General features: G+C 66.6%; 12 protein-coding genes and 1 pseudogene. 7 read left to right on the top strand and 6 right to left on the bottom strand.

The genetic code is table 11. From position 1 onward, the window contains the following. Positions 1 to 1,399: 1,399 nt before the first annotated feature. The gene (locus CJ179_RS30780; protein ID WP_095863934.1) at positions 1,400 to 2,593 is read left to right on the top strand and encodes an RDD family protein; all 1,194 of its coding nucleotides are present in this window, start codon (positions 1,400 to 1,402) and stop codon (positions 2,591 to 2,593) included. A gap of 156 nt (positions 2,594 to 2,749) precedes the next feature. Here the strand turns inward: CJ179_RS30780 and CJ179_RS30775 are convergent, their stop codons facing one another. After that, complete coding sequence (locus tag CJ179_RS30775) at positions 2,750 to 3,883, bottom strand: BTAD domain-containing putative transcriptional regulator (RefSeq protein ID WP_095863933.1); 1,134 nt, start codon at positions 3,881 to 3,883, stop codon at positions 2,750 to 2,752. Between the two features lie 224 nt (positions 3,884 to 4,107). Here CJ179_RS30775 and CJ179_RS30770 point away from each other — a divergent pair, with 224 nt between their 5' ends. Further along, complete coding sequence (locus tag CJ179_RS30770; RefSeq protein WP_095863932.1) at positions 4,108 to 4,809, top strand: hypothetical protein; 702 nt, start codon at positions 4,108 to 4,110, stop codon at positions 4,807 to 4,809. Between the two features lie 663 nt (positions 4,810 to 5,472). After that, a complete protein-coding gene (locus tag CJ179_RS30765; protein WP_095863931.1) occupies positions 5,473 to 7,830 on the top strand; it encodes an ATP-binding cassette domain-containing protein in 2,358 nt (785 codons plus the stop codon). A 268-nt stretch (positions 7,831 to 8,098) separates the two neighbouring features. Here CJ179_RS30765 and CJ179_RS30760 read toward each other — a convergent pair whose 3' ends face one another. Beyond that, positions 8,099 to 9,985, bottom strand: a complete 1,887-nt coding sequence (locus tag CJ179_RS30760; RefSeq protein ID WP_095863930.1) for a serine/threonine-protein kinase — start codon at positions 9,983 to 9,985, stop codon at positions 8,099 to 8,101. 333 nt (positions 9,986 to 10,318) lie between these two features. Here CJ179_RS30760 and CJ179_RS30755 point away from each other — a divergent pair, with 333 nt between their 5' ends. Then, complete coding sequence (locus CJ179_RS30755; RefSeq protein ID WP_095863929.1) at positions 10,319 to 10,807, top strand: MarR family winged helix-turn-helix transcriptional regulator; 489 nt, start codon at positions 10,319 to 10,321, stop codon at positions 10,805 to 10,807. Between the two features lie 150 nt (positions 10,808 to 10,957). Here the strand turns inward: CJ179_RS30755 and CJ179_RS30750 are convergent, their stop codons facing one another. From CJ179_RS30750 to CJ179_RS51485, 3 genes are all read right to left on the bottom strand, one after another. Further along, positions 10,958 to 12,877 (bottom strand): serine/threonine-protein kinase PknD, encoded by a 1,920-nt coding sequence (locus CJ179_RS30750; RefSeq protein ID WP_095864041.1) that lies wholly within the window; start codon positions 12,875 to 12,877, stop codon positions 10,958 to 10,960. A 361-nt stretch (positions 12,878 to 13,238) separates the two neighbouring features. Continuing rightward, positions 13,239 to 13,592, bottom strand: coding sequence for a DUF732 domain-containing protein (locus tag CJ179_RS30745; RefSeq protein WP_179377696.1), 354 nt, complete (start codon positions 13,590 to 13,592; stop codon positions 13,239 to 13,241). 478 nt (positions 13,593 to 14,070) lie between these two features. Beyond that, positions 14,071 to 14,223, bottom strand: a complete 153-nt coding sequence (locus CJ179_RS51485) for a hypothetical protein (RefSeq protein WP_179377695.1) — start codon at positions 14,221 to 14,223, stop codon at positions 14,071 to 14,073. A gap of 542 nt (positions 14,224 to 14,765) precedes the next feature. Here CJ179_RS51485 and CJ179_RS51480 point away from each other — a divergent pair. Continuing rightward, complete coding sequence (locus CJ179_RS51480; RefSeq protein ID WP_179377694.1) at positions 14,766 to 14,903, top strand: hypothetical protein; 138 nt, start codon at positions 14,766 to 14,768, stop codon at positions 14,901 to 14,903. 128 nt (positions 14,904 to 15,031) lie between these two features. Here the strand turns inward: CJ179_RS51480 and CJ179_RS30740 are convergent, their stop codons facing one another. Beyond that, entirely contained in the window at positions 15,032 to 15,214 is a 183-nt protein-coding gene (locus CJ179_RS30740; protein WP_095863927.1) for a hypothetical protein, read from the bottom strand. 157 nt (positions 15,215 to 15,371) lie between these two features. Between CJ179_RS30740 and CJ179_RS30735 the strand changes: the two are divergent. Together CJ179_RS30735 and CJ179_RS30730 are read left to right on the top strand one after the other, a co-directional pair. Continuing rightward, positions 15,372 to 15,998: pseudogene (locus tag CJ179_RS30735) on the top strand (nitric oxide synthase oxygenase); the annotation flags it as partial. A gap of 50 nt (positions 15,999 to 16,048) precedes the next feature. Beyond that, positions 16,049 to 16,381 (top strand): hypothetical protein, encoded by a 333-nt coding sequence (locus CJ179_RS30730; RefSeq protein ID WP_095863926.1) that lies wholly within the window; start codon positions 16,049 to 16,051, stop codon positions 16,379 to 16,381. The last annotated feature ends 16 nt before the right edge of the window (positions 16,382 to 16,397 follow it).

Raw genomic sequence — 16,397 nt, 5'->3', positions numbered from 1 at the left:
GCACGCAGACGTGGGTCATCGAAGCGGTAACGGAGAGACCCGACGTGACGACCAGCGTCTACGAGACCATGGCAATACCTGCCAAGCGCGACTGGGCCGGTACTCGCCAGGCTCTGACACCGCCCCGCCACACCGGCGCCGTCGCGATCATCCCGATGACCCGCAGCTGCGCCGTGAGGTGCGGTGGACCGACGCCGAGCTCCTGCAGAAGGCCGGGATCCCGAGCCTGCTCCGGTCGGGGGCAAGGTCGGTTCTCCTCGCTGCGGCTGCGGGGACTCCACCTTGCCTCCTTGGTCGTCGACGACCTGCAGGCACGGACCGGCGAACGGGGGAACCTCCACCAACGTCCGGGACGAATCACAAGGTGTGGCGACGGCAGCGCCTGGGAGTGATCCGTGAGCACACTATGAGCAATCCCCAACTCCACGTTGGGATCACGCTCGGTTTAGACGAGCGACCCACTCCAGCCGAATAACCGTCCTGCGGTAGCCAATCCGCGCACATCAGAGTTGACCACGCGTCGAAACCGACACGCTCGCCACCCACCCCAGATCGACCGGGCCACAGTGGGCGGCGCCCACGACGACGGTCCTGGACGCCGCCTCGCCCTGCGCACTTGACAAACCGGCGTACATATCAGTGTGCCAGTTTCCCGGATGGCACCGTTGTCACCAGTGCAAACGCCGGAACCACCCCGAAAATCGGCCAACCCGGTGCAACTCAGGAGATACGCGGAGGCCGCGGGTGCGTTCAGTGGATCCACAGGATCCATACCCACCTCCCGACGCCATCACATATCCGGACAACGTCTGGGCAAGTGCCTTGCACTGGCGGGCACGGCGCTGCTGCTGATACTCGAGCACATCGCGCAACAACAGCCGATGCCGAGTGCCGACTTTCTCCGCCGACAACTCCCACGTCGATCAACCGTCGCACCGTCGCTGGCCCACCCCCAGCAGATCCGCACCATGCGGGCCGATAAGAAGGGGTTCAGAGCTGCTTAAGCCCTGAGCGGCATCCTGAATGCGCACACGTTGCGGGGCCTGATTCGGCCATCGCATCGACCGCTGCGGATCGATGCTCCACATGAGTGGTGGAAATGGAGTGAATGGAATTGCTTCGATGCCTCGCACGCCGATCTCGCCCGCAGTCGGAAACGTGGTGGGTGAGGGCAAACGTTGGCAAGCAGGCTCCCCTACTTCGGAATCTGTTTTACCGCTTCAGAACCCGGGAAATCAGGGATCTCGCTTGTCGACGTGAGGGCAATTATGTTGGCGCACTCTACGAGCAGGTGCCGATCAAGGCACGCAGGTTTCCCACCATCAGTAATGGCACACCGCCGGACAGCTCAGTCACCGTCTTACCATCGAACTAGCGTCATCTCCGGAAGGCTCGGCCCATGACCGAACAACCACCAGTTCCGCCCGGCGGCTATTCACCACCCCGGCCGCCGAGGGCTTCTCAACCACCTTCGTCCGGCGGCGCGGGGTATCCGCTCCCAGCTCATCACGTGGGCGTCCTGCCGGCGGAGGCCTATACCTCATGGATCAGGCGTGTCGGCGCCTTCGTGATCGACCAACTTCTGTACATGATCCTCGCCGTTGGCTTCGGTGTCGGCGGCGGAGTGATCATCGGCATGGCGGATGGCACGTCCTGCCCTACCGGCGAGAGCACCGATGCCACGTCGTGCAGCTCGTCGGTCTTCGAAGGCATCGTTTCGTCGATCATCACTCTGGTGGTGCTCGCGTATTGGTTCTGGAACTGGGGCTATCGCCAAGGCCGGACCGGTTCGAGCATCGGTAAGTCGGTGCTGAAGTTCAAGGTGGTCAGTGAACGAACGGGCCGGCCGATCGGCTTCAGGATGTCGCTCGTGCGTCAGGTCGCCCACATCCTGGACGCGATCTTCTACATCGGTTATCTGCTGCCGTTGTTCACCGCCAAGCGGCAGACGATCGCCGACACGCTCGTGAAAACGGTCTGCCTGCCCATCGAACCGCTGCGTGCCTCGACACCGCAGCCACGCCCGGCCTACGGAACTCAACCGCCGCCGCGGTACGGCACTTCGGTCGACGGCACGTCACCGGCTCACTGGTCTCCGCGGCAACCCTACGGAACGCCAGCGAATTTCACCCCGTCCTACAACGCTCCGGGCTCGGCGTATGGCACTGCTCCGTCTGCCGGCTACGGCATCGCCCAGCGCCCCGGGACGGTCACCGCGGCAGCGGTCCTCGCCCTTGTCATGACCGCGCTGACCACTATCGCCAGCTTGGTGTCGCTCTATACGAGCAGTCACTACTATCCCAGGACCGGTGCAGTCACAGCAGCCCTATGTCTTTCCCCCGTCGGCCTTGTGTTTGCCGGGTTGTTCATATGGGGTGGAGTCGGCGTCTCGAGGGGTCGCGCCAACAAATCCCTCCTGTGGACTTCATCAGTCACAGTGGGGCTCTCTCTCGTCAATGTCGGGGTGAGCACGAGTGATTACGGACGAGTTCTCGGAGTCGTGTGCTCAGGGCTTGCCGTGGTCGTCGTGACACTGATCTTGCAAACATCGAGTAAGGACTTTTTCCGTACGAGAAGCGCTACGACAATCTAACCGGTTGCGTCGAAGTCAGCCGGCACAACCGGACGAGCGTCGGTCGCCTCGGCAACCACCACCGGAGCACCAGAGCTGGTGGTCCCCTACCAGCTGCGTAGTCGACGCCACGTAGCGGCGACAGAGTCATCGCCACAGTCGTTGGCGCAGTTGGCCCTACGGCCCAATCACCTCGAACGACCATTCGGTGCTGCCGATGCGGATGACGTCGCCATGGCCGAGAATGGCGGAGTCGATGATGCGCTCGCCGTTGATCAGCGTGCCGTTTGACGACTGCAGGTCCCGGATTTCGTATTGCGGCCCGGTAGCCACGACGATCGCATGGTACCGGCTGACGTTGCGGTGGCTGAGCACGAGATCGTTGGTGTTCTTTCGCCCGATCCGCAGACCACCGGGGGGAACCGGGATCGCCGTGCCGGCGCGGTCGCGGAGCTGTCCGGTGGCCACTCGCTGTTGCTGCTCGATCAAGGTCAACGTCATGGCGCCGGTCGTCACGGTCAACGGTTCCTGATTCAGGATTCGTTTTTCGAGGTCTTGTAGTGGTCCGGATGGGTCGATGCCCAGTTCGTCGGCGAGGGTTGTGCGTAGCCGCCGGCATGCGTCCAAGGCGTCGGATTGCCGGCCGGCCAGGTAGAGGGCGGTGATCAGCTGGGCCCACAGTGGCTCTCGAAGCGGATGCTCATTCGTCAGATCGATCAGAGTAGAGATTACTGATTCGGCTCGGCCACATGCAATTTCGGACTGGGTTCGCGCCGATGCGGTCGCCAGCAGTTCCTCTTCGAGAGTGGCGGCGAACGCATCGGCAAAGCTGTGCCCGCGTAGATCGTCGAGGACCGGCCCTTTCCACTCGTCCAGGGCGTGAGACAGTGCGGCGCTCGCCTCCTCGAATTGTCCGGCCTCGGCGAGCCGGCCACCGGTCGACGACAATGCCCGAAACCGGGCCAGGTCGAAGTCGTCGTCCGCCACCGACAGTCGGTATCCCGGTGCTACGGTCGCCAATACGGTCTTGGGGTCCACGTCGGCGCCACCGAGGGCCTTTCGCAGTTTGGACACGATCACGTGCAAACTGGCCCGGTAGTCCGGGGGCGGATCGTCATTCCACGCCGCCGCGGCGAGGGCGTCGGCCGCGACCACACGACCGCGCCGGATGAGCAGCATCGCGAGCACAGCGCGCGGTTTGGTGCCACCCAGGGACTGCGGCGCTCCATCGATGGTCAACTCCACTGAGCCCAGGACGTGGAGACCGAGCCGGGGACTTATTGCCTCGACATTCTCTGCCACACCAATCACCGAGCCTTTTCGCTCCGGGCGCCCGCGCGAGGTTGTTGCGTCGGCATCAATTATGCCGTCCCGGACATGGGATCTACCAGGCCCGGCAGCACGGGGCGTCGGCGTCGCTCGCCGGGGGATGTGCTCGACGGATGCGGGGATAGGGATTTGACCAGGATCGGATAAGCGGCGGACCACACACTTCCTCACGTCCCCAGCAAGACAATGAGAGAAGGTCCACCGTCGTGTTCACCCGCAAGATCGCCACCGCCGCCAGTACCTGCATCACCGCCGCTGTTATCGGGGTGGCAGCTCTCGGCCTCGTCGGCACCGCGAACGCGGTGAGCCCCGCCGCGGTCTCGACCATGTCAGCCTCGGTGGTGGTCGGCGATCCGGTAGGAGCCGCCACATACTGGCAACGTCAGCACGGTGACGACTGCGCGGAGATGGCGGTCGCCGACGTCGTCGGAGAAGTCACCGGCCGCAGTCCCTCCGAGGCCGAGATCGTCGAGGTCGCACGCAACACCCCCAGCACCGTCACACCGGGCCCGATCTACACGGGCGACGCGGCCGGCGGACCCGCGGACGCCGATGCCAGCACCGGCGGGACGGCTTCCGAGGACATTCCCGTGTTGCTGGCGAACTATGACATCGCCGCCGTCCTCAGCCACGCCGAAAACGCGACGGCCGGCGTCGATGAAATCGTCGCAGATCTCGTGATTGGCCGGAAGGTCATCGTCGGGGTGAACGCGGAAATCATTTGGGGCGAACGCGGTGACCGCACCACCGCCGATCACGCCGCCGTCGTCACCGGCATCGACCTCGCCGCGGGGTTGGTCTACCTCAACGACAGCGGCATCGACACCGGTCGCGCCGAGACGATCAGCCTCGACGTGTTCCTCGCCTCCTGGAGCACCAGTGACTACGAGATGATCACCACCCTGTAGATGCTGCGCTCGGTGCCTGCCGGTCCGGCACCGCCACCCCAAGCAGGCAACAGCTCGCGATTCCGGCATGGCGGCGACGCCGCGCTGATCCCACCGGAGTCGGTACGCCGGCTGTGCGCACTCATTCGGACATTCCGATCCCGACTGTGCGGTGTCCGCCGGCGGCACCCTTTCAGTGAGGCTTCCAGAGAACGCCGACATCGTCATCGACGCCGGCGTTCTCCATGTCTGCCGGCATGACCGGCACGCGACTACCACGATCGCGCACCATTCCGTATCATGAGATTGCCATATGTTACGGCAATCTTGTTGTTAGGCAGCCGAGTGAGATGACTGCTTCACGATGACTGTTCGTGTCGAGGGTTCCCAATCGGCCCACGCCCACCTCGGACCCTCGGCGCGATACCCGCGTTCGACATCGCAGGAAGGATCTGGGAGAAACGTCAACGACTCGGTTGACATGGTGATACGCAGGAAAGTAACTCGGCATGCGAACGTCATCACGGCGGTTGGCGTCGAGATGATAGTGGATGGCGCCCGGATGCCGAGATCCTGCGTTACGACTCGCGGGCGGTACGCAAGCACCGGTCGCTGGGCGCCGGACTTCGACGCTCGCGTACGAGATCATCGCACCGACACACATATGCTCCCGGCACTGCCGCTATGAACCCCGACGACTCCCCACCCAACGGGCCCCCAGCACTGGAAGTTGCGGCCGACGGGCACCGGTGGCGGGCAGCGCCGGGCCACACCTTCACCATCGGCCGGTCCGAGACCGCCGATGCACAGTTGGCCAATCCGCGCATCTCACGCTCGCATGCGGTCCTGACCACGACACCGCACGGCTGGACCTTGAGCAATCAAAGCCGAAACGGCATCTTCCTGGACGGACAGCGGGTCGATCAGGTGCCGGTGCACGGACCCACGACGGTCGTACTCGGGAACCCGTCCCACGGTGTGGTCCTGCACCTTCGTCCCGTACCGTCGGCACCACCCCCGGAACCTGCGCCGACACCATCGGAGGGCGATCGATCGCCGCGGCCCCCCACCGCTGTTCATGCGATCGAGCAGCCTCGGATCAGGATCGGCCGCACCGACGACAACGACGTGATCTTCGACGACCTGCTGGTCTCCCGCCATCACGCGGAACTGCGATATTCGGGCGGGAGCTGGGACATCGTCGACCTCGGCAGCGCCAACGGAACCTACGTCAATGGAATCCGGGTGTCCCAGGCGCGTATCGGTGAGCCGGACGTGATCGGCGTCGGTCATCAACTGCTGCGGCTGAACGGCAACAGACTCGAGGAATACGTCGACACCGGTGACGTATCCTTCGAGGCCACCGACCTGGAGTCGGTCACCGCAAACGGACGTGTCCTGCTCACGGGTGTGGGGTTCACCCTGGATCAACGCAGCCTTCTCGCGGTGGTGGGACCGACCGGTGCCGGAAAATCCACCCTGCTCAATGCCCTGACCGGGTTCCGGCCGGCCACGAGTGGGGCCGTGCAATACGGTGGGCGCGATCTGTACGCGAACTACGCGGAACTGCGACACCGTATCGGTTTCGTCCCGCAGGATGACATTCTGCACACCCAGCTCACGGTGCGCCGTGCACTGAACTACGCTGCGCGGCTGCGGTTTCCGCAGGACGTGTCCGCCGAGGCCCGGCAGCAGCGTATCGACGAGGTGCTCGCCGAACTCGGGCTGACCGGCCAGGCGGACCAGCGCATCACCAGCCTCTCGGGGGGACAACGCAAGCGCACCAGCGTCGCGTTGGAGTTACTGACCAAACCCTCGCTGTTGTTCCTCGACGAACCGACCTCCGGGCTCGATCCTGGATACGACAAGTCGGTGATGCAGACGCTGCGCGGCTTGGCCGACGAGGGCCGATCGGTGGTGGTCGTGACGCACAATGTGTCCCAACTCGACCTGTGCGATCGGCTTCTCGTCCTCGCCCCCGGGGGCCGGCTCGCATACTTCGGGCCCCCTGGGCAAGCGCTCACCTACTTTCACTGCGAGGACTTCCCCGATCTGTTCACGCTGCTCGAGCACGACACCGTCACCGATTGGGCCGCCCGCTTCCGGCAGTCGCCTCTGTACCCGGTGTACATCGGCCCGCGCCCGACCGATGCCACGCCTGCACCGCCCGGACACCGGTCGCCGCCCGAGAACCCGAACGCCCAACAATCCGCGCTCACCCAGTTCGCGATCCTGTGCCGCCGCTACCTGGCCGTCATCGCCGCCGACCGCCAGTACACGGCCTTCCTGCTGGCACTGCCACTGCTGCTCAGTCTGTTCACCCATGCTGTTCCCGGCACCGCCGGGCTCTCGCTCACCCAGGCAGCGGTCCAGCACTCGAACGAGCCCGGCCAGTTACTGGTCCTGCTGATCATCGGCGGCGCCCTGATGGGCTGCGCAGCAGCGGTCCGCGAGATCGTCAAGGAAAGGGCCATCTACCGACGGGAACACGCAATCGGTCTGTCCCGCAACGCCTATCTCGCCTCCAAGCTCGCGGTGCTCACCGTGATCACCGGTCTGCAGGGACTGGTTCTCGGGATCCTGGGATGGGTCGGGCGGCCGGGGCCGGACGGCGCCGCCCTGCTGGGATCCGGTGAAGCCGAGATCGCGATCGCAGTGATCGCGGTGACCGTCACCTCGATGATCATCGGGTTGCTCATCTCGGCGATGATCGACAACGCCGACCGGGGTATGCCCTTGTTGGTGCTCGTCGTCATGGCCCAACTCATCCTCTGCGGCGGTCTGTTCCCGCTACACGGGCGTGTGCCCCTCGAACAGCTGTCCTGGCTCTCCCCGTCGCGCTGGACCTATGCGATGGCCGCCTCCACCGTGGACCTGGCGGCGATGCCGGGATCTCCCGGAGCCGACGATCCGCTGTGGCGGCACACTCCCGAAATCTGGCTGACCGACCTCGCGATCTGCGGCGTCCTCGCCGTCATCATGATCGTGGTACTCGCTCTGCTGCTCGGCCGCGTCGATTCCCGCCGTCGCGTCGACCGATGAACGCGCCGACACCCCCAGCGGCAATGACGGCGTAACCCCCGCCTTCTCCCGTGCACCGCACCGGATTTGCTCCTGCCGAGCGGACAGGTGCGGACGGGCCTGCGAGTCGCCGGTGAAACCCACCGAGCGGCAACCCATACCGGCTCGACGGCGATCCGATCCGCCCCGGGCGGGAGGGTCGGCAGCGACGGCTCGCGTCGACTACCCCGGTCGGTCGAGCACCCGCGGTGCCCGCGACACGGCGCGGCGACCGCCGGTTGCTCCCGTCCTACTCGAACGCCCCCTGCTTCGTCCACCACTCGTACATGGGTGTCATGCCGTTCGGGTCGTCCGCGAACACCTTTCCGACCGCCAGATCGGCTTCGTTCGTCCAGGCGATGGCGGGCACCGGCGGAGTGTCGGCGGACATGAAACACGCCACCTGGCCGACGGTCTGGGGTTCACCGTGCGAACTGTACGGGCCGGGACCGCCGCCACCGTCCGGGCAGGAAATGACGTCCGTCTCATTGAGGACATCGTCGTAATGGCTCTGCAGTGCCGCGAGATCGGTGAACAGGAAGAAGCGGGCGGAGGGCGCACCGGTGGCTTGGTTCGGCTGGCAGGAGAGGGAGGAGAGTTCACCTGGGGTCGACTGTTCCGATTGGCAGTTGAATTCGCCGTATCCGGTGGGCATGACCTGCATCAGCTGCTGATCGGCGGCGGTGAATTGGCCGGACGGTTCCGGGGACGTCGGGGGTGCGGACACCGGCGCGGGAGCCGGTGCGGGCGGCGTGGGTGCCGGTTTCGCGAGCCACATCGCCACACCGGCCGCGGCCGCGACCACGACGAGCGCGGCGCCGGCGAAGACAATCCACATCCGCTTGGACGGACCCGGGCGCGGCGGCTGGCTCTGCTGGGGGCCGCCCCACCCCGGGGGCGGGGGTGGGGCGACCTGTGTGCTGTCCCACCCGGGGGGCGCGCCGGCCCCACCGTGTCCCGGGGTCGGTGAGTGTGAGTCGATCCAGGTGTCTGCGTTGGCATTCGGGGCACCGTGTTCTTGCGGTGGCACGGGGCCGTAGGGCGGAGGCGGCGGAGTGCGGGTGCCGTACGGCGGAGGCGGCGGAGTGCGGGTGCCGTACGGCGGAGGCGGCGGCGTGCGGGTGCCGTACGGCGGAGGCGGCGGGGTGTCGATGTAGGTCGGTGGTGCGGCGGCGGGCGGCGGCGTGTGCGCCGGTGGGGGTGTGCCGGTCCGTCCCGCGGCATCCGGCGGGCCGGGCTCGGCGGCGTCGCCCTGGGTTTTCTCGATGAGGGTGGCGGCCTCGTCCTGATCGCCGGCGCTGAGGGCGTCGTGGGCGGCGAGTGCGAGATCGCCGGCGGTGGCGTAGCGATCCTGCGGGCTCTTCGCCATGCCGCGGGCGATGACGGCATCGAAGCCCGCCGGCACGCCGGGGCGCGCCACACTGGGCCGCGGTGGTGGCTCGAACAGGTGTGAGCTGATCTTCACCCGGATGCTGTCCGCCGGGTAAGGCCTTGCACCGGTGAGGCATTCGTGTAGAACGCAGGCCAGCGAATAGATGTCGGCGCGGTAGGTGACCTCGCTGCCGTCGCCCTCGAAGCGTTCGGGGGCCATGTAGTCGTAGGTGCCGACGGCGGTTCCCAGCGTGGTCAGCTTCTCGTCGGTGGCCGAGTTCGCGATGCCGAAGTCGACGAGGTAGGCGAAGTCCTGCCGGGTGACGAGGACGTTCTCGGGTTTCACATCGCGGTGCACGAGCTTGTCGGCATGGGCGGCGTCGAGGGCGGCGGCGATCTGGCTGATGATGGCGACCGCCCGCGGCGGGGCCAGCGGCCCGTAGCGGGTCAACAGTGAGCGCAGGTCGGCGCCCTGCACCAGGCGCATGTCGATGTACAGCACGCCGTTGACTTCGCCGTAGTCGTGGATCGGCACGACGTGCGGTTCCTGCAGGCGGGCGGCGGCGTGCGATTCGCGGCGCAGACGTTCGCGGAAGACCGGGTCGTCGGCCAAGGCGTCGGGGAGGAGTTTGAGCGCCACGGTGCGGTCCTTGTCGAGGTCGTACGCCTCGTAGACCTCGCCCATGCCGCCTTTGCCGAGAAGCCGCTTGAGATGGTAATGCCCGAACTGGGTGCCGATCCGTGATCCCTGCGCGGTGCCGCTCATCGTTGCACTCCCTTCGGCGCGATGGTCGCAGGCGGCCTTCCGCCGGCGACCATCGTGATCGGCAAGGGGAACGGGGAGTGCAGGTCGAGCAGTGGCGTCTGTCCCCTCGGGCGGGCCGCGCACGCGATCGGCGCAGGACGGGTGTTGCGGCGGGCAGGACCACGGCGCTCTAGAGGAAGCTCCCGCCCAGATTCCCCTCCATCGCTAGATCGCCTCGCGCGCGAGGCCGACAAAGTCGTTGCGCTACCACCCCGACTCTAATAGCTCGGTAGCCGAGACACAAGGAATCCTGAAGGCACGGAGCCCTGGTCGATCCCGGGTACTCTGACAGGCATGGAACGCGATATTCGCTTGGCGCTGGCCGTCCGCGATCTGGTCCTGGCGGTGGAGCGGTATCGCGGTCACGCGGCGCGCGGGCACCTCCGCATCGGTGTGACCGAGACCGTGGCACTGGGCCATCTCTACGTCAACGGCCCTCTGACTGCGAGCGAACTCGCCGCCGAACTGACCATCACCAGTGCCTCCGCGACCGAGCTCGTCGACCGGATCGAGCAGGCCGGATACGCCCGGCGGGTGCCGCATCCCACCGACCGGCGCAAGCGGCTGATCTCGCTCAGCGACCACGGCCGCGACGAATTCAGTCGCATCTACGGGGAACTCGGCGAGATGCTCGGCGAGGTGTACCACCCGATGCCCCCCGCCGATCAGCGCCTGATCGATCAGTTCATCACCGAGGCCAGCGCCGCCATCAACAACCGGGTCCGGGCGGACGCGAAACCGCAGACCTCCCGACGAGCGCTGAACGACCAGACCCCGGCCTGACGGGCGCGCCGAGGCGGCCGGTGAGCGGTGGCAGAGGCTCCCGCTCTCACGAGATCGCACCCCGGATGGAGCACGGATCGGAGTCTTCCTGCGCGACAGTCGATCCGAGTGGCTCCCCGCAGGCCGCGGGGCTATCTCGGTCGCCAGAACCTATGCCAGTTCGAGCACCCGATTGTTCCCGAGGTCGGAGAGGTAGAGGTGACCATCGTCGCCGGCTGCGATTCCGGCGGGTCGATCGACGCCCGTGAACGGAAGGGTGGTCGGGGCCGACGAACCGGACTCCAGCTCGAACACGTCGTTGGAGTCCAAGGTGCTCAGCAGCACATCGCCGTCGTCGGAGACCGCCACCGCGTTCGGTGCGTGACCGTCACTGAACGGCAGGGTGGCGGGGGTGGACGCCCCCGCAGTGAGTTCGAGGACCCGATGGTTCCGCGAGTCGGGGACGATGACGTCGCCCGCATCGCTCACGGTGACATCGGTGGGCCGGCTGAGTCCGGTGAACGGCAGCGCGGTGGGTGTCGAGGACCCGGCCACCAGTTTCAGGACCCGGTTGTTGCCCCCGTCCGCGACATAGACGTCTCCGCCGTCGCTAACCGAAACACCAAGGGGTTCATCGAGTCCGGTGAATGGCAGCGTGGTGGGAGTGGCGGAGCCGGCGACCAGTTCGAGGACCCGGTTGTTGCCCGTGTCCGCGACGTAGACGTTCCCGCGGGCGTCCACCGCAACCGCCAGCGGGTCGTCGAGCCCGCTGAAGGGCAGCACCGTTTGGGTGGTCGCGTCGCTGGCCAGTTCGAGAACGCGGTTGTTCTTGGAATCGGCGACGAACACGGTCCCGTTCGCATCGACCGCGACCCCCTGGGGGCTTGCCAGTCCGGTGAAGGCGAGCGTGGTCTGGGTGCGGGCGGTCGGTGGGTGCGGCGACGCGAGATAGGCGGCGACCGCACCCACCCCCGCGCCCACGACCACCATCGCGGCAAGCACACCGACCACGATCGTCGTCGTCCGTCGCCACCAGCGCACCGGTCCGGCCTGCCCACCTGGGCGGGTGGCGCCCGGCCGGCCGGCGCCCTCGACACCGCGGTTCGGTGGCGGAGTGTCGATTCGCACCCGGCGCGGCGGGGCCGCCGCCCGGACCTGACGAGGAGGGCTCGGGGCGCGGATCCGGCCCGGTACCGGGGGCATCTGTGGGGTCCGGGTCTCCCGTGGTCCGGGCGCCGGCCGGGGGGACGACAGGGCGCGGCGCGCCGCCTGCGCCAAGGCGCCGCAACTGTCGAACCGGGTGTCGCGGTCCTTCGCCAGCGCCTGCCGGATCACCGGATCCATCGCGTCGGGAAGAGAGGGTCGCAGCACGGTCGGCCGCGGGATCGGCTGGTTGAGATGCGCATCGACCACCGCAGCGGCCGACCCCGAGTACGGGAGCCGACCGGTCAACAACTGGAACAGCATGCACCCGAGGGAATACACGTCGGCGCGGTGGTCGGGTTCGACGCCCGCCACCAAAGTCTCGGGCGCCGCATACACCAGGGTGGCCACCAGCATGCCCGTCCTGGTCAGACGCCGGGTCTCGTCCAAGTTCTTCGCGATCCCGAAGTCCGTCAGCAACACCCGCCACACCCCGGCACCAGCGGCCGGTCGCCCGGCGAGCAGCACGTTGGCCGGCTTGACGTCGCGATGCAGGATGCCGTGCTCGTGTGCGAAGTCGAGGGCCTGCCCGATTTCGGCGACGATGTGGACGGCCAGATCCGGTGGCAGCGGGCCGCGGCGCAGCAGCGTCGCCGCGTCCGTTCCCGCCACGTACTGCATGGCGATCCAGAGCCGGTCACCCTCGCAGCCCCGGTCATATACGGTCACGATATTCGGGTGCTCGAGTCGCGCGGTGTGTTCGGCCTCGCGCACGAACCGCGCCCGCATGTAGTCGTCGGCGGTCCCGTCGAGAACTTTCACCGCGACCCCCCGGGGCAGACTCCCGTGCCGCGCCAGATAGACCGTGCCCATCCCCCCGGTACCGAGCACCCGCTCGATCGTGAATCCGGCGAACATCGCACCCGGCACCAGATCGTGCTCGCTCATCCCCACGCACCCACCCTGCCCATCACGGAAGACCGCCTCACTCATTTCCGGTGTGCACGAGTAGTTCGTCCTCGTGAGGTCACTGTGGATGTCACCGCCGCCCTTACGGACCAGCTACCACACGAGCCCCCACCTCGCCTGGTGAACCGATCCATGGCACGCACCAAAGACTGTCGGCATGCCCGCCACGCGAGCAACAGCGGTGCGTCGGACGACCCGCAGACCGCTCGAACGCACCACCAAGTATAACTCGGTATCCGAGTTATACGGGTGCCGAGGCGGATCGTCGCGCCACCGAAATCGCGGACAGACCCATCCGTCCCCCCGCACCGCTGGCGGCACGGGGGCACGAGGACCGGGCTCAGACGGGCAGCTGGTCGGTGTACAGAGGGCAGTACACCGACACCGAACCACCGATGACGTAACCCACGTCGTACGCGGACAGGGACGAATGCTGCAGACCCTCCGCAGCGACCTCCTCGAAGGTGGCGCCATCAGCGAATTCGCCGCAAATGTGATGGGCCAGCCCGACCCCGGCGTCGTCGGTGGTGAACGTGATCCCTTCATCGGCCATGCCCTCGAGGAACACCGCGTCCTGGCCGGAGAGCGAAGTGGCGGTATCGGCGTTGGCGATCGAGACGGCGCCGAGGGCACTCACCCCGATCACGGCGGCAAGGGTCAGCGTGCGGGCGGCGGTGGTGATACGAATGAACATAACAGGCGTTCCTTTTGTCTTCGTCGGGGGAAACTGACAAGAGAAAGTCTGGAAGACCGGCCTGATCGAACCCTTACCGAATTCTTGAGCGCCGAGAACGGAACCGACACGCAGACCCCCGAACTCGGCACAATGAATCGTCCCGAGTTCGATGCACACCTTCCTTCTCGGGAAGGTCATCCTTGTGCCGAATGTCTACCGCGCCGAGGTACGGGAGAAGACCGTGCACCTGGCCCTCGAGCACCGTGACGGGTACACCTGACGAGCACGAGGCGAACCGTACGATCACCGAGCGGATATCCCCGAAAACGGAGACGCCGCGGGTGTGGGTCCGCAAGGCCGAAGCGTCCGATGGCGGCATGCCTGCTGCGTCGGCATCCGAGGCCGACGCCGAACTGCAGGCATTGCGGAGGAAGAACGCCGAGCTCGAAGACCATGGAAATACTAAAGACTGCAACGCCTTTATTCGATCGGGACGCTACCCGCCACACACGTGATCCGCCGGTTCATCGCCGAACATCGCGATCAGCTGTTCGGTCGCACCCATCCGCCCGGTGCTCACCGAGCGCGGATGCACGAACGCCTGGCGCAGCCGTCCGTTGTCGAGGCGTGCATTGTGGGACGCGTCCATCACCGCGTCGCCAGCCTCGTTCTACGTCGAGCGTAGCAAGCGCAGTCGACGCAGGCCGAAGTCTCTCTGCGACTCGCCCAAAGATGCTGGACCACCTGCACCATCAGGGCATCGAGATGGCCCGCCACACCGTCGAGCGACTCATGCGTAGCGCGGTGCCACCCCATCGAAGAGGGTCCGCACCACCGCGGCGGAGCCATCGGCGCCGCGGCCGCCGGAACTGATCGACCGGAACTTCCGCATCGATCAGCCCGACGCCCTCCACGTCGCCCACTTCACGTACGTGCCGATGATGCCCGGCTTCGCGCACACCGCGTTCGTCCTCGATGCGTTCGCCGGCACGATCGCCGATGGGGAGGTGTCGACGCCCAAAGAGAGCGCCTCCGCGCGGCGAGCGGAGAATCACACCTGCGCCGCGCGGGCGATGCACGGTAACCCATTGCGCGGAAGCATTATTCATCACATCGGGGTCGCAACATACGGCGCCCTGCGCTTCCCAGGAGACCCTGTTCCTGCAGGCACTGCTGCCGTCGATCGGGACGTTGGCCGACGCCTTCGACAACGTCCTCGCCGCGACGACCGCCGGATCCTACAAGGCCGAGGGCATCGCCGACGACTCCCCGTTCCGCATCGAGCCGTTGCGCACCATCAGCGACGTCGAGGAGGCCACCACGGCGTGAGTGAACGACCTCCCGCAGTGCCGTCCACCGCGGCCGATCGGGCACGGCGAAACCCTTCCCCCACACACCACAACGTCCGTCCCGGTCCAACAACGGACCGGGACGGACGTAATGCAGGGCACGCCGTATCAGCAGATCCAATATGTGGTCGAATAACCGTCGTCATACCAGCAGATGTAGACGTCGTCGGTGTGGCGCGGCGCGTCGGCCGACGCCGCGTTCGCTGCGCCGACACCACCCAACACAGACAAGCCGATAACCGACAGCAACATCGACGAACGGGCAAACCGGCGGATGCGGGGGGTAAACATGGCGGAAACTCCTCAAAACGGGGCGGAATGACAAATCCAAGAATCCGCCCCCACCCTTACCGATCCCTTATCGACTCCTGACCGATGGACCGAGCGACGGGACGAGTCCGCGAAAGGTCCTTCACGGACTGCTTACATCCGATCGACACACTGCCGCAACGGCAGCGCACTGCAGTCGGTGATCACGATCGGCCCGCCGCCGCGCCCCGATGGGCGGGAGTACCGCATTCTCAGCCCGTAGTTGATCCGCTACGCCGGCTACCGGCAACGCGACGGCCGGATCATCGGCGATCCCGCCCACCTCGAGATCACCGAGACCGTGACACGGATGGGCTGGCACGGCGCCGGCACGGCCTTCGAAGTTCTCCCGCTGCTGATCTCCACCCCCGACGAGCCCCTGCACCGGTTCGACGTGCCCGCCGACCTCCGGCTGAGGTCGACATCACCCACCCCGACTACGACTGGTTCGGCGACCTCGGCCTCAAATGGCATGCCGTCCCCGCCGTGTCGAACATGGACCTCGAACATCGGCGGGGTGATCTACCCGTGCTCCCCGCTCAGCGGCTGGTACGTCAGCACCGAGGTCGGGGCCCGCAACTTCTCCGGCGAGAACCGCTACAACATGCTCCCGGACATCGCCGCCAGGCTTAACATCGCCGCCAGGCTTAACATCGACACCAGCTCCGACCGCACCCCGTGGAAGGACCGGGCGCTGGTCGAACTCAACCGCGCCGTCATCCACAGCTACCGGCAGGCCGGGGTCATCATGGTCGACCACCACACCTGCGGCGATACCCGCGACAGGCGAACGGTCACGGGAGGAGGATCGAAAGCATGAACACCAACCAGACGACCGGAACCGAATGCGCACCCTGGTGCACCAACGAGGACGCCCGCGGGCGCACGGACCACACCTGCATGGGTGACAGCAGCGACTGCATCGAACTGACCGCAGCACTGGATTACCTCACATTGGACGAAGACGGCATCGAATCGTCGTTCTGCTTCGTCACGCCCGTCCGAGAGGCAGACCGTCGACCCGGCGTCTCAATGACCTGGGAGGTCGGTGACCACCCCGAGTTCCGGCCACGCCTGACACCAGGAGAGGCCCGCAGGATCGCCGCCGAACTGGTCGCGGCCGCGGACCTGATAGAAGGTGGCGGATAACCCACGAGCGACATTC

Origin of the sequence: Rhodococcus sp. ACS1, assembly GCF_002300155.1 — a bacterium.
Taxonomy (GTDB): domain Bacteria; phylum Actinomycetota; class Actinomycetes; order Mycobacteriales; family Mycobacteriaceae; genus Rhodococcus_F; species Rhodococcus_F koreensis.
The sequence above is the reverse complement of the archived record's forward strand: the minus strand, read 5'-3'. Positions and strand labels throughout refer to the sequence as shown.